Source organism: Sphingomonas sp. LaA6.9 (assembly GCF_022601895.1).
Lineage (GTDB): Bacteria > Pseudomonadota > Alphaproteobacteria > Sphingomonadales > Sphingomonadaceae > Sphingobium_A.
This window is the reverse complement of the sequence record NZ_JAKVIO010000069.1, coordinates 1-13,452: the sequence shown is the minus strand read 5'-3', so window position 1 is coordinate 13,452 and position 13,452 is coordinate 1. Positions and strand designations below refer to the sequence as shown.

The following is a 13,452-nucleotide window of genomic DNA, read 5'->3' as shown; positions in this document are numbered from 1 at the left end:
TCCCGCGGCGGAGGAAAGCACTGGCGGCATCGAGGATATCGTCGTCACCGCGCAGCGTCGCTCCGAGAGCGTGCAGGATGTGCCGATCGCGATTTCCGCCTTCTCCGCCGACCAGCTCCGCAACCAGGGCGTGTCCAACACGCTCGAACTTGGCCGCTTCGTTCCCAACCTCGTGTCGATGAACAACACGGGCATCGGTTCGGCCAACGCCTTCTACCTGCGCGGGCTCGGCAATACCGAGACGATCCCGACCTTCGATCCGCCCGTCGGCACCTATGTCGACGACATCTATCTGAGCCGCCAGAACGCCAACAACATCAACCTGTTCGACGTCGAACGCGTCGAGGTTCTGCGCGGGCCGCAGGGCACGCTGTTCGGCCGCAATACCACCGGCGGCGCGGTCAACGTGATCCTCAAGGAGCCTGGCAGCGAGTTTGGCGGCTTCGCCGAGATCGGCTATGGCCGTTTCGACAAGAAGGTCGCACGCGGATCGATGGACATTCCGCTTGCGGAAAGCCTGTCGATCAAGGTCAGCGGCTATTGGCAGAATGACGACGGCTTTACCAAGAACGTCACGACCGGCCAGCGCATCAACGACGATGATGGCTGGGGCGCTCGCCTCGGCATTCGCGGCGAACTGAGCCCGTCGGTGCGCTGGAATGGCTCCTACGCGCACATCGTCGCAAATGGCGAGAACATCCTGAACTTCCAGTGCAATCCCGGCGATCCCGACGATTGCAAGGGGCGTTTCGCGACGACCGGCATTCCCTCGGGCAAGTCCTCGGCGGATTCCCCCTTCGCGTCGTTGCCGATCAGCGGGCGCAAGAAGAATTTCCTGATGGGCAATTACACCACCACCGATCTGGTGACGTCGAACCTCGAATTCGACGTGGCTGAACACGCTACGCTCAACCTGATCACGGGCTTCATCAGCCAGGATCAGACCTATGCGCTGGACTTTTATGACGGGCGCAGCGGGCCTTCGCTCGCCAATCCCGTGCCGCCCGTGCGCGGCTATGTGCGGGGCGGGTTCGCGATCCTGAACGACAGCCAGCACGAACAGTTCAGCCAGGAGGTCAAGCTCAACGGCAGCTTTGCCGATGGGCTGGTCGATTATGTCGCGGGCGCCTTCTATCTCGTAGAGAAGAACCGTACCGACTTTGCCGACACCTTCACGTTGTCGCCCACGACCACATTGCTGCTCGCCGACCGCATCATGCGCAACAAGACCGAGGCCCTTGCGGGCTATGCGCAGGCAGACGTCAATGTGACCGAGCAGATCAAGCTGACCGCGGGCATCCGCTATACTGACGAAACCAAGTCGGTGGACGTTCGCGATAACCGCGCAAGCTGCAACGACGGCACGGTCGAAGCGACCTGCATGAATACGGCCAACCTCATCGGCCCTTCGGGTCTCAAGGTGCCCGACAAGCTCAAGGCCAAGATCTGGACGCCGCGTTTCGCCGTCAACTTCAAGGCAACCGACGACATCCTGCTCTTCGCTTCGGCGACGCGCGGCTTCAAGTCGGGCGGGTGGAACGCGCGCGCCACGGCGGCCAACGCCTTCCTCCCCTTCGGTCCGGAAAAGGTCTGGAGCTATGAAACGGGCGTCAAATCCGACTGGCTCGACAATCGCGTCCGCGCCAACGTGACGCTGTTCTACACCGACGTCAGCGATCTCCAGACGCCCTCGGCGCTGGTCAATCCCAATGGCTCGGCGACCTTCATCACGCGCAACTTCGCCGACATGACCAACAAGGGCATCGAGGCCGAACTGACCGTTGTCCCCGTCGACGGGCTCAATCTCTACGTCAATGCGGGCTATCAGGACGCCAAGTACAAGATCGATCGCAATGCGCCCGATTTCGACGAATATGGCATCCAGTCGGTCAACGCGCAGCAGCGCGCGTGCCAGGCACTGCTGGCGGCGGGCAATATCCCCGGCGGCACCGGAACCACCGCGGCATGCGGCGCGGGCATCGTGACCCCGGAAGGCGGAATCGCAGATCCCACGCGCACGCCCGACTGGACGATCGCCTTTGGCGGCAGCTACGAACTCGAACTGGGCAGCAACGGCATGTCGCTCGTTCCCTCGGTCAATGCGAGCTATCGCAGCAGCCAGGAAACCAATGCCGCGAACTACACCATCTATTCGGGCTCGATCACCGGCACCAACGGGACCTATCCGGCCAACCCCTATGATGGCGACATCATCACGGGTTCGTTCTCGCCGGCGGCGTGGTTCGTCAACGCCAATCTGGCGCTGAACGGCGCGGACAAGAAGTGGCAGCTCTCGATAGCCTGCACCAACTGCTTCAACGAGACTGCGGCCAACACCTCGCTTGTCAACACGCGCTATATCGACCAGCCAATGACGTGGATGGCGCGCGCGCGGTACAACTTCTAGAAACCTCGCTGCCCGGGAAAGATGCCTTCGGCACCGATCCCGGGCGGCAGCTTGGAGTGTTTCCGAGATGTCGCGTTATGACACTGCAGTACAAGGGAATTACCCAGGCATGACAACCGCCACGGGCGCGCGCTCTGAATTCAGGCTGGGCGCAAAGCCGCTCGTGGCAGCGTTGATCGGGGTAGCATGCGGCGCATCCCCCCTGCCCTTCAACGTCCTGCCCCTCGTCATGGGGCCGATCAGTTCCGAGTTCGGCTGGGATTTCGCCGCGGTCAGCGCCGGCGTCACCGTCTTCGGCATCATCGCAGCATTGATGGCGCCGCTCTATGGCGGGCTTTCGGATCGCTTCGGCGTCCGCCCCGTCGTGCTCTGGTCGCTCTTCCTGTTCGGCGCCGTGTTCGGCTCCTTCTACTTCCTCCCCGCCTCCAAGACCGGCTATCTGCTCTTCTGGGCGGTGCTCGGCGCGATCGGCATCGGCTCGACCCCGGTCACCTGGAGCCGCGCGATCAGCATGTGGTTCAACAAGCATCGCGGGCTCGCGCTCGGCATCATGCTGCTCGGCACCAGCCTTGCCGCGATGGTCGTGCCGCAGATCGCGCAAAAGGCGATCTCCGCGGGCGGCTGGCGAATGGCTTTTCCTGTGGTGGCGCTGTTGCCGCTGGTCGTTGCGATCCCGCTCGCCTTTCTCTGGTTCCGCGAACCGCGCCCCGAGGAATGTCCCGAGGGCGTCACCGACGCGAGCGGCGCGGTCTTCGGCATCACACTGAGGGAGGCCGTCAGCGGCTATCGCTTCTGGGTGCTGCTCGCCTCGATCCTGCTCACCGCCTTCGCCTATGGCGGCGCGCATATCCACATCGCGCAGATCGTCGGCCTGCACGGCTTTTCGGCTGAAGTCGCGGCCAGTGTCCTCGGTGTCGTCGCGATCGGCATCCTTACCGGACGTCTGCTCGTCGGCTTCCTGTTCGATCGCTTCTGGGCGCCCGGCGTCGCCTTCCCCGCGCTGCTGCTTCCGGCGATCGCCTGCTGGCTGCTGATGGGTACTGACGCCACACTGAGCCACGTGATCATCGGCGGCTTCCTGCTCGGTTTCGCGGCGGGCACTGAGTCTGACGTCATCGCCTATCTCGCCGCCAAATATTTCGGCATGGCGCATTATGGTCGCATCTACGGCGTACTCTACATGCCGTTCGCGATCGGCTCGGCCATCTCCCCCATCGTCTACGGCATGGTCCGCGACCGCACCGGCAGCTATGATCTGATCCTGGTCGGCGCGATGGGCATGTTCGCGGTGGGCGGCGCGCTGTTGCTCGCGCTGGGCCGCTACCCTGATCCCAAGACACTGCCTTCAGGAAATTGACATGGCAACGCTTGCCCCCACCGACGACACCGCGCTTTCGGCGATCGCCGCCGCGGTCGGCGCCGATGCGCTGATCACCGACGCCGCCGAGCTGCGCTATTACTCGCAGGACGTCTTCAGCAACGGTCCGCTGGCGCTCGCGGTCTTTCGCCCTGCCGACAAGGGGATGCTCGCGCGCGGCATCGCGGCGGCGACCGCTGAGGGCGTCGCAATCGTCCCGCGCGGTGGCGGCATGAGCTACACCAGCGGCTACCTGCCCGCCGAGGCTGGCGCACTGCTGATCGACACAGGCGCGATGAGCCAGATCCTCGACATCAATGAAGGGGACATGACGGTCACCGTCGAATCCGGCTGCACCTGGGACAAGCTCCAGAAGACGCTTAAGCCGAGGGGGCTGCGCGCGCTCGCCTGGGGCACGCTGTCGGGGATCAACGCCACCGTTGGCGGTGGCATGAGTCAGAATGGCGTGTTCTGGGGCGCATCGGGCGGCACCGTGGTCGATGCGGCACTCAGCTTCGAGGTCGTGCTGGCCGATGGCAGCATCGTCTCCACGGGCAGCAATTTCTTCCGTCCCTTCGGCCCCGACATCACCGGGTTGTTCGCGGCCGATTGCGGCGCACTCGGCGTCAAGGCGACGATCACGCTGAAACTGGTGCGCGAAGGCACCGCCTTCGCCTATGGCTCCTTCTCCTTCCCCGACGCCGCAGCATTCTTCGGCGCGATGAGCGAAGTTGCACGCGAAGGGCTTGCCTCGGAAAGCTTCGGCTTCGACCCCTATCTCCAGTCCCAACGCATGAAGCGCGACAGCCTCACCAAGGACGCCAAATCGCTCGTCAACATGATGAAGGCGCAAGGCTCTGTGCTGAAGGCGCTGAAGGAAGGCGCGAAGGTCGTCGCCGCCGGGCGCTCCTTCCTCGACGACGTTCCCTTCTCGCTCCACCTGATTGCCGAGGGGCGCTACCAGAGCGCGGTCGATGCCGACATGAAGGCGATCGAGGCGATCGCGGTGAAGCATGGCGGCAAGGCGATCGAGAACACCATCCCCAAGATCCTGCGCGCCAACCCCTTCCCGCCGGTCAATTCGATGGTCGGCCCCGAGGGTGAGCGCTGGGTCCCCGTCCACGGCTTTCTGCCCCATAGCCGGCTCGTCGAGGGCTGGAACCGCGTTCAGGCGCTGTTCGACGAAAACAAGGACGAGATGGACGCGCATGGCGTCGCCGCGGGCGCGATGCTCGCCGCGGTCAGCCGCTCGACCTGCCTGATCGAGCCCGTCTTCTTCTGGCCCGACGCGCTCGAGGACATTCATTGCCGCTCGCTCGAGCCGGATCACCTCGCCAAGCTCAACCGCTTCCCCGAAAATCCGGACTCGCGCGCGCTCGTCGTGCGGTTGCGCGGTGAAATCGTCCGCATCTTCCGCGATCTCGAGGCGACGCACCTTCAGGTCGCGCGAACCTACCCGCTTGAGGAAGCCAGCGATCCGCGCGTCTGGGCGATGCTCAGGGCGGTGAAGCAGACCGTCGACCCCAGGGGGTTGATGAACCCCGGCAGTCTGGGGCTCTGAGGCGGTGACCGCGATCAAGCCCTACGCCGCGCTCGCGCTCCAGATCGCCGCACGCTCGGTCGAGCGCCTGCCCGATCGCGCCGCGGCGAGCGCGCAGATGCTCGCGATGATCGAGGAGATCGGCGTCAAGCTCCGCGCCTCCTCGGTCTTCATCCAGCAATATGGCGGCAGCCCCGTGCGCCTCGCGGTGCTGCCGGAATATTTCCTGACGAGCTATCCGGGCCGAATCTCGATCCCCGATTTCGCGGAGAAAGCCGCGCTCGATATCGACGGGCCCGAATATGAAGCGCTGGGCAAGGTCGCCTCGGCGCAGAACCTGTTCCTTGCGGGCAATGCCTATGAGCGCGATCCGCACTTCCCGGGCATCTATTTCCAGACGAGCTTCGTCGTCGCGCCCACGGGCGAGGTCGTGCTGCGCTATCGCCGCCTCAATTCGATGTTCGCGCCGACGCCACACGACGTATGGTCCAAATATCTCGACATATACGGCCTCGACGGCGTGTTCCCCGTGGCGAAGACCGAGATCGGCAACCTCGCCGCGATCGCGTCCGAGGAAATCCTCTATCCCGAGATCGCGCGCGCGCATGCGTTGCGCGGCGCCGAGATATTCGTCCATTCGTCGTCCGAGATCGGATCGCCGCTCGCCACGCCCAAGCAGATCGCCAAGCGCGCGCGTGCTTTCGAGAATATCGCCTATGTCGTCTCCGCCAATACCGCGGGGATAGAGGGCAGCGCGATGCCGATCGCGTCGGCCGACGGCAACTCGATCGTGATCGACTACAAGGGCAACCCGTTGGCAGAATCGAGCCCCGGCGAAACCTTTACCGCCTTTGCCGACCTCGACCTGGGCGCGCTGCGCACACAGCGTCGCAAGCCGGGAATGACCAACTTCCTCGCGCGCCAGCGGCTCGAGCTTTTCGCGCCCGTCTATGGCGGCGAGGCGCCCCAGCCGGCGAACAGCCTGATCGTCGACGGGGTGGTAAAGATCCCCGACCGTGACCATTTCCTGCGCGTGCAGGAACAGGTGATCGACCGTCTTTCGAAGGATGGACTGATATGAAACAGGATGTGCCCCCGCCTTATACCGCCGTCGCGCGCCACGCGGTGTTCCCCACGCCGACGCATGACGAGGCCGCGCGCTACAACTTCCTGACCGCGTTCAACAAATATCTGTCGGGTTCGATCGGCGCGGGGAACAGGATCGCCTATGACACGCGCGTCCTGCCCGGTTTTCAGGCCGAGCATGGCCGTGATCCCAAGGATCGCTTCGAGATCCGCGACGCGATGAACGAGGATCCTTGGCATCGCTACTGGTCCGCGCTCAAGCGCAATTCGATGGAGATGCGCCAGCAGAACGGCCGTTCGATCACGCTGCGCCAGCTCGACGAGCTTTCGGCAAAGGTGCGCCAGTTCAACGAGGGCCGCGACACGCTCCAGCTCGATCCCAACCTGGCGCTCCCGCATTACATGGACGCGGCTGACATCCACTGCATGCCCGGCAGCTATCATGGCGAGGAACGACCCGGCGACATGTCCGCGGGCGCCAACTATGACAGTGGCCTTTTCGCGACCACCGGCGGCGGGCTCGGCGCGCTTTCGGATGGCGGCGGTCAGGCACTGGTCGAATGGATCCGCAAGGAACGCCCCGACTGGAAGCCCCGCCGCATCCTCGATCTGGGCTGCACTGTCGGCCACAATATCGTCCCGCTCGCGCTCGCCTTCCCCGAGGCGGAGGTGATCGCGATCGACACCGCGGCCGCCGTGCTACGCTATGCGCATGCGCGCGCACAGTCGCTGGGCGCGAAAAACATCACCTTCATCCAGATGAATGCCGAGGATATGAGCCGTTTCCCCGACGGTCATTTCGACTGGGTGCAGACGACGATGTACCTGCACGAACTGTCGGGCAAGGCGCTGCCGAAGATCATCCGCGAGGGCGAGCGCGTGCTCGCGCCCGGCGGGCTGATGTTCCACCTCGAACAGCCGCAATACAACGACGATATGCCGCTCTACGAGCAGTTCATCCGCGACTGGGACGCGTTCAACAACAACGAGCCTTACTGGTCAGCAATGCACGCGCTCGATCTCAAGCAGGAGATGGAAGACAGCGGCTTCCCGCGCGACCGCCAGTTCACCGCGCGCGTGCTCGCCGTCGTCGATCGCAGCATCTTTCCGCAGGCGGCCGAGGGCGCCGAGGAAGATCACGGCCGCGCCGCCGCATGGAACGCCTATGGAGCATGGAAACCCGAAGCATGAGTGACGATAGCGTAGACTGGATCGCCCGCGCGGGCGCGCGGGCCAAGGGCAAGCGGCCGAACACGCTCCATGATTTCAATGCCGAGCGCACGCTCTCGATCCTCCTCGCAATTGCGGGTGAGGTTTCGGTGCTCCGCGAACGACTCGACACCGTCGAACGCCTGCTCGACGCCAAAGGCACGATCAGCCGCGCCGATATCGACGCGTATCAGGCGACCGGCGACGCCGCCTATGAGCGCGCGCTGATGACCAAGGAATATGTCGCGCGGATCATGCGCGGCATGCAGCAGGAAATGGAAGCGATGCAGGCCGCGCCCGAACGCCCGATGTCCGAACTCAGCATCGAACTGAGGGACAGCTGATGCAGCACCGCACGATCAGCGGTCGCATCCGCTACACGTCGAAAAAGCCCGAAATGCTCGATCAGGAGCGCGGGCGCGAATGGTTCAGCTTCACGCATCACGGCGATGGCAGCACGATCTTCCGCGCGCGCTGCGAGATCGAGGAGCCCTCGCCCACGGTGCTGCGCGACATCGTCTACGTGCTCGATGGCAAGGGCCGCCCGCAGGATCTGCACGTCCACCTGACCGTGGGCGACGTCTATATGGGCTCGGGCTGGCTCCACCACACGCCGGCCGACACTGGCGGGCTGATCGAATGCGAGAGCTTCGGCCCCTCGATCGGGCGGTTGTCGCAGAAGATGCCTTATGCGGGCGCGATCGACGGCTTCGGCACGCACCCGATCGCGGGCGACGGCTACACCACGCGCTGCATGGACCTGTCCAAAGGCCCGCACCGCCGCAAGATCCGCGTTTTCCTCCCCTCGCCCGACCATCGCGGTGCAACCCCGCCCGTGATCGCCGAGGTCGAGATCGGCCTCGAATATGTCGGCGAAGAGACAATCACCGTGGCCGCGGGCACCTTTGACTGCCGCCATTTCCGCTTCGTCGACGACGAAGGCCCGGGCATGGGCGGCGTCCCGCATCCACATTACGACGTCTGGGTCACCGCCGATGAGGATGCGATCTTCGTTCAGGGCGGCGTCGGCGGTTACATGCAGACCTGGTACGAGCTCGTCGAACTCGAACGCTAGCGCCCGAATATGCGTCATTGGCGAACCCGATGATGCATATGGTTTGCAGAGCCTGCAATTTCGCCTAGGCGCGCGAACATGGAAGCGAAGAACCATATCGTTGCGCTGGTCGTTGCCGCAGGCAGGGGCGAACGTGCTGGCGGCGCGGTGGCCAAGCAGTTCGCGATGCTGGCTGGCAAGCCCGTCGTCGCGCACAGCGTCGACGCGTTTCTGGCGCATGGCGGCATCGACGGCGTTGTTGTCGTCACCGGTGCCGATCAGATTGGGCAGATGCAGACGGCGCTCGGCCAGAGACAGCTTCTCGGTATCGTCGAAGGTGGCGCCACACGCAGGGAGTCGGTGCTCGCCGGGCTGCAGGCGATCGAGGCGCAGGGTGGTGCCTTCCAAGTGCTGATCCATGACGCGGCGCGGCCGCTTTTCCCGCAGGCCGTGATCGACCGGCTGCTTGCCGGGCTCGACGGGACTGCGGGCGCTGTACCCGTGCTGCCCGTCGCCGATACGCTGGCCATGAGCGACCATGCTCTGGGCGACGTGGTCCCGCGCGAGCAGCTTGTCCGCGTCCAGACGCCGCAAGCCTTCCGTTTCGATGCGATACTGGCAGCGCACCGGTTATGGCCGGGCGGCAGCGAGGCGACCGACGACGCCCAGATCCTGCGCGCCGCAGAACTGGAAGTCGCAATCGTCGAGGGAGATCCGATGCTGGAGAAGATCACGCAGCGCCAGGACTTTGCGAGCGCCGAAGCACGCCTCGCTGCACGCGCGAGCGTCCGGACGGCGATGGGTTATGACGTCCACCGGCTCGTTGCGGGTGAGGAGTTGTGGCTTGGCGGCATCCTGATCCCGCACGAAAAGGGGCTTTCCGGGCACAGCGACGCCGATGTCGTGCTACACGCGCTGACCGATGCGCTGCTGGGCACGATCGGCGCGGGCGATATCGGGATGCATTTCCCGCCCTCCGATCCGCAATGGCGCGGCGTGTCGTCCGATCGCTTTCTCGAACATGCCGCCGGGCTTGTCGAACAGGCGGGCGGCGCGGTCGAGCATGTCGACCTGACGATCATCTGCGAGGCGCCCAAAATCGGTCCGTATCGGGACGCCATGCGAATCCGCATTGCGGCGCTGTTGCGGGTGGATATTGCGAGGGTTAGCATCAAGGCGACGACCACCGAACGGCTCGGCTTCACCGGACGCGGCGAGGGGATAGCCGCGCAGGCGATCGCGACCGTCAGGATATCAGGGGATTTATGAGACACTGGCACAAAGTCGCATCGGGTATCGCTGCCGCGGCGATGGTCTGCGGGGAGGCCCATGCCGCCGACACATCCGCCGACACGCCTGCCTGCATGACGGGCGAGGAGGTGCAGGCGATCGTGCTCGTGCTTTTGCCTGAAGCACTTGATGCGACCGCCAGGGCCTGTGCCGCGTCGCTCCCCGAGACCGCGTTGCTGCGCAAAGCCGACGCCCCGATCTTCGAGCGCTATCGCCACGAAAGGGCCCCCGCAATGGATCTCGCGCGGTCCGCCTTTGCGCGGATTGCGGGCCTCGGCCAATCCGCCGAGGTCAACCAGGCTGGCCTGGAACTGATGCGCGCGATGATCGTCCCCCAGCTGTCGGCCGAGATCAAACCGAAGGATTGCGGCGCGATCAACCGGATGATCGAACTGTTCGAACCGCTTCCGCCCGCGAACATGGCGGGTGCGATTGCGACGATCCTGCAGATCGTGGCGCGCGACGAAGCGGCGCAGGCGAAGAAAAAAGGCAGGAAGAATTCACCGGGCGATGATCTGAACATCTGTCCCTTCGGCGAAACACGGTAATATCATGGACCATATTCTTCCCGATGAACTGGTGGCGCTGGCGCGCAGGGTGGTCGAGGCCAATCGCGCCGCAGGCCGCACGATCGCGCTCGCCGAAAGCTGCACCGGCGGGCTGGTGAGCGCCGCGCTGACCGAGATACCCGGTTCATCCGACGTGTTCGGGGCCGGGTATGTGACCTATTCGAACGAGGCCAAGATCGCGATGCTGGGTGTGAGCCTCGATGTGCTCGAGACCTTTGGCGCGGTGTCGATCGCGGTCGCCTGGGGCATGGCGCGCGGCGCGCAGGAGCGATCGGGCGCCGATGTCGCGGTGGCGATCACGGGTATCGCTGGCCCCGATGGCGGCACCGAGAAAAAGCCCGTCGGCACCGTTGTCTTTGCGCGTGCAGAGAAGGATGGCGATGCCGAGGACGTCGTCGCCGACAAACGCGAGTTTGGCGATCTTGGCCGTGCGGGCGTCCGGCTTCAGGCGGCGCTGGTGGCGCTCGAACTGCTGATGCCGGGATCCTCGCCGCCGTAAAGCGCCTTTGCGCGCTCCTCGAAGGCACCGATCATCTTGCGGAGCGCGCGGTCGAACATCTGTCCTGCGAGCCGCTCGAAGATGGCCGAGCGAAAGGCGAAATCGACGCTGAAATCGACGAGCGTTCCGCCCTTCCCGTCCGGCCGGAAACCCCAGTGATTGTGAAGGTGCTTCAGCGGCCCATCGAGATAGTCGACTTCGATCCGCTCGGGCCGCTGCTTCTTCACGCGTGAGGTGAAGCTTTCGCGCAGCGCCGAGAATCCGACGATCAGGTCGGCGACCATCTCGGTGTCGCTGTTTGACCGTACGCGCACCGCGCTCACCCAGGGCAGAAACTCGCCATAGCGCGCCACGTCTCCGACCAGATCGAACATCTGCTCGGGGCTATAGGGCAGATTCCGCGTTTCGCTGTGCCGAGGCATGTCAGGCCCCGTTCCTCATGCGCGCGCGAGCTTTGCCTCGCGTGCGGCCCGAAGCCGCTCGAAATCCTCGCCTGCGTGATAGCTGGAACGCGTAAGCGGCGATGACGCGACGAGCAGGAAGCCCTTGGCGCGCGCGATCGCGGCATAGGCGTTGAATGCCTGTGGCGTCACGAAATCCATCACCTTGGTGTGCTTGGGCGTGGGCTGGAGATACTGGCCCATGGTGAGAAAATCGACGTCGGCAGAGCGCATGTCGTCCATCACCTGGTGCACCTCAAGCCGTTCCTCGCCGAGGCCCAGCATGATGCCCGACTTGGTGAAGATGGAAGGGTCGTGGCGCTTCACTGATTCGAGCAGGCGCAGCGACGCGTAATAGCGCGCGCCCGGCCGAATCGTCGGATAGAGCCGCGGCACGGTCTCGAGGTTGTGGTTGTAGACGTCGGGGCGCGCGGCGACGATCGCCTCGACCGCGGCCTCGGCCTTGTTGCGGAAATCGGGGGTCAGGATCTCGATCGTCGTTGTCGGTGTCGTGCGGCGCAGCGCCTCGATCACCTTGACGAACTGCGATGCGCCGCCATCGGGAAGATCGTCGCGATCGACCGAAGTGATGACGATATGCTCAAGGCCAAGTTCGGCGGCCGCGTCGGCAGTGTGCTGCGGCTCGAGCGGATCGACCTTGCGCGGCATTCCCGTCTTGACGTTGCAGAAGGCGCAGGCGCGCGTGCAGACATCGCCCAGAATCATCACCGTCGCATGCTTCTTGGTCCAGCATTCCCCGATATTGGGGCACGCGGCTTCCTCGCACACCGTGGCAAGGTTGAGACGGCGCATGAGCGCCCTGGTCTCGGAGAAACCGACGCTCGTCGGTGCCTTGACGCGGATCCAGTCGGGCTTGCGCTGACGCTCGGGGCGCGGCTGGGGGACGGAAATGGGATCGGCTTCGCTCATGCACGCGCAGATAGCGATTTACGCGCGGTGTTGCCACCCCTGCCCTTTCGGGATTAGGGGACGCGCTCATGACAGACTTTTCCGCGCTCCTCTCCGGCTATCACCGTTTCCGCTCCACCGGCTGGGGCGAGCAGCGCGAACGATGGGCAGAACTGGCGGAGGGGCAGAGCCCCAAGGTGATGGTGATCGCCTGCTCGGACAGCCGCGTCGATCCCAGCACAATCTTCGACACGTCCCCCGGCGAGATGTTCGTTGTGCGCAACGTCGCCAATCTCGTGCCCCCATTCGAGCTTGGCGGCGGGCGGCATGGCGTCTCCGCGGCGCTCGAATTTGCGGTGACCCAGCTTGAGGTGCCCGAGATCGTCGTGATGGGTCATGGCTCGTGCGGCGGCGTCCATGCCGCGCTGTCGCGCCGATTCGAGCACGCCCCACCGGGCGCAGGCGGTTTCATCGCGCACTGGATCGACCTTCTTGACGAAGCACGCGACAGGGTAGCCGCCGAATATGGCGACGGCCCGGAAGCGGTTCACGCGCTCGAGCTGGAGACGGTCAAGGTGAGCATTGCGAATCTCAGGACCTTCCCGTGCATCCCCGAACGCGAGGAATCCGGCCGACTCAGGATCCATGGTGCGTATTTCGCGATCGCCGACGGAGTGCTGCATTTGCTCGACGAGCAGACCGGATCTTTCAGTCCGGCTTGAAAGACCGCCAAGGCGATATCGCGGATGGGCAAGATTTTATTGTCTCGCCAAACTATTTTTCGCTGTTTCCGTAAACGTCAATCGGGCAAAGGTCCACGGACTCAATTCATGAAAGGTCCGTACATGCGCTTGTTCATTGCATCTGCCGCCGCGCTTCTTGCGCTTTCCGCTCCTGTCGTCGCTGTCGCCAACGATGCTGCCACCACCGCGCCTTCGCGCCTCAAGAATGGCACCACGCTCTATTCGGCCGACGGCAAGCGTCTCGGCAAGGTCAATCGCGTCGCCAGCGACGTCGTCACGATCATCTTCGACGCGCGCTTCGTCCGCGTGCCCACGAGCTCGGTCAGCGAATCCGAAGGCAAGCTGGTGA

At 64.5% G+C, this 13,452-nt stretch carries 14 protein-coding genes; 12 read left to right on the top strand and 2 right to left on the bottom strand.

Features of this window, described 5'->3' with window-relative positions; translation table 11 throughout:
- From MKI88_RS20630 to MKI88_RS20585, 10 genes are all read left to right on the top strand, one after another.
- The coding region (locus tag MKI88_RS20630) for a TonB-dependent receptor (protein ID WP_241633434.1) at positions 1–2,407 on the top strand (2,407 nt) is incomplete at its 5' end.
- A 109-nt stretch (positions 2,408–2,516) separates the two neighbouring features.
- Positions 2,517–3,764, top strand: a complete 1,248-nt coding sequence (locus MKI88_RS20625) for an MFS transporter (RefSeq protein ID WP_241633433.1) — start codon at positions 2,517–2,519, stop codon at positions 3,762–3,764.
- A 1-nt stretch (position 3,765) separates the two neighbouring features.
- On the top strand, positions 3,766–5,325 hold the full coding sequence (locus tag MKI88_RS20620) for an FAD-binding oxidoreductase (RefSeq protein ID WP_241633432.1): 1,560 nt from the start codon (positions 3,766–3,768) through the stop codon (positions 5,323–5,325).
- A gap of 4 nt (positions 5,326–5,329) precedes the next feature.
- Positions 5,330–6,385 (top strand): nitrilase-related carbon-nitrogen hydrolase, encoded by a 1,056-nt coding sequence (locus MKI88_RS20615; RefSeq protein ID WP_241633431.1) that lies wholly within the window; start codon positions 5,330–5,332, stop codon positions 6,383–6,385.
- The gene (locus MKI88_RS20610; RefSeq protein ID WP_241633430.1) at positions 6,382–7,581 is read left to right on the top strand and encodes a class I SAM-dependent methyltransferase; all 1,200 of its coding nucleotides are present in this window, start codon (positions 6,382–6,384) and stop codon (positions 7,579–7,581) included. Before MKI88_RS20615 ends, MKI88_RS20610 begins: the two co-directional genes overlap by 4 nt.
- Positions 7,578–7,943 (top strand): hypothetical protein, encoded by a 366-nt coding sequence (locus MKI88_RS20605; protein ID WP_241633429.1) that lies wholly within the window; start codon positions 7,578–7,580, stop codon positions 7,941–7,943. Before MKI88_RS20610 ends, MKI88_RS20605 begins: the two co-directional genes overlap by 4 nt.
- Positions 7,943–8,674 (top strand): DUF3108 domain-containing protein, encoded by a 732-nt coding sequence (locus MKI88_RS20600; protein ID WP_241633428.1) that lies wholly within the window; start codon positions 7,943–7,945, stop codon positions 8,672–8,674. Before MKI88_RS20605 ends, MKI88_RS20600 begins: the two co-directional genes overlap by 1 nt.
- A 78-nt stretch (positions 8,675–8,752) precedes the next feature.
- Positions 8,753–9,922 (top strand): bifunctional 2-C-methyl-D-erythritol 4-phosphate cytidylyltransferase/2-C-methyl-D-erythritol 2,4-cyclodiphosphate synthase, encoded by a 1,170-nt coding sequence (locus tag MKI88_RS20595; protein WP_241633427.1) that lies wholly within the window; start codon positions 8,753–8,755, stop codon positions 9,920–9,922.
- Entirely contained in the window at positions 9,919–10,491 is a 573-nt protein-coding gene (locus MKI88_RS20590; protein WP_241633426.1) for a hypothetical protein, read from the top strand. Before MKI88_RS20595 ends, MKI88_RS20590 begins: the two co-directional genes overlap by 4 nt.
- Before the next feature lie 4 nt (positions 10,492–10,495).
- Positions 10,496–11,011, top strand: a complete 516-nt coding sequence (locus MKI88_RS20585; RefSeq protein ID WP_241633425.1) for a CinA family protein — start codon at positions 10,496–10,498, stop codon at positions 11,009–11,011.
- Here MKI88_RS20585 and MKI88_RS20580 read toward each other — a convergent pair.
- Together MKI88_RS20580 and lipA are read right to left on the bottom strand one after the other, a co-directional pair.
- A complete protein-coding gene (locus tag MKI88_RS20580; protein WP_241633424.1) occupies positions 10,957–11,433 on the bottom strand; it encodes a type II toxin-antitoxin system RatA family toxin in 477 nt (158 codons plus the stop codon). The genes MKI88_RS20585 and MKI88_RS20580 overlap by 55 nt on opposite strands.
- A 15-nt stretch (positions 11,434–11,448) precedes the next feature.
- A complete protein-coding gene (gene lipA / locus MKI88_RS20575) occupies positions 11,449–12,381 on the bottom strand; it encodes a lipoyl synthase (RefSeq protein ID WP_241633423.1) in 933 nt (310 codons plus the stop codon).
- Between the two features lie 68 nt (positions 12,382–12,449).
- Here lipA and MKI88_RS20570 point away from each other — a divergent pair, with 68 nt between their 5' ends.
- Both MKI88_RS20570 and MKI88_RS20565 read left to right on the top strand, forming a co-directional pair.
- Positions 12,450–13,082 (top strand): carbonic anhydrase, encoded by a 633-nt coding sequence (locus MKI88_RS20570; protein WP_241633422.1) that lies wholly within the window; start codon positions 12,450–12,452, stop codon positions 13,080–13,082.
- Between the two features lie 123 nt (positions 13,083–13,205).
- Positions 13,206–13,452, top strand: a 247-nt coding sequence (locus MKI88_RS20565) for a hypothetical protein (RefSeq protein WP_407073394.1), incomplete at its 3' end; no start/stop codon positions are given.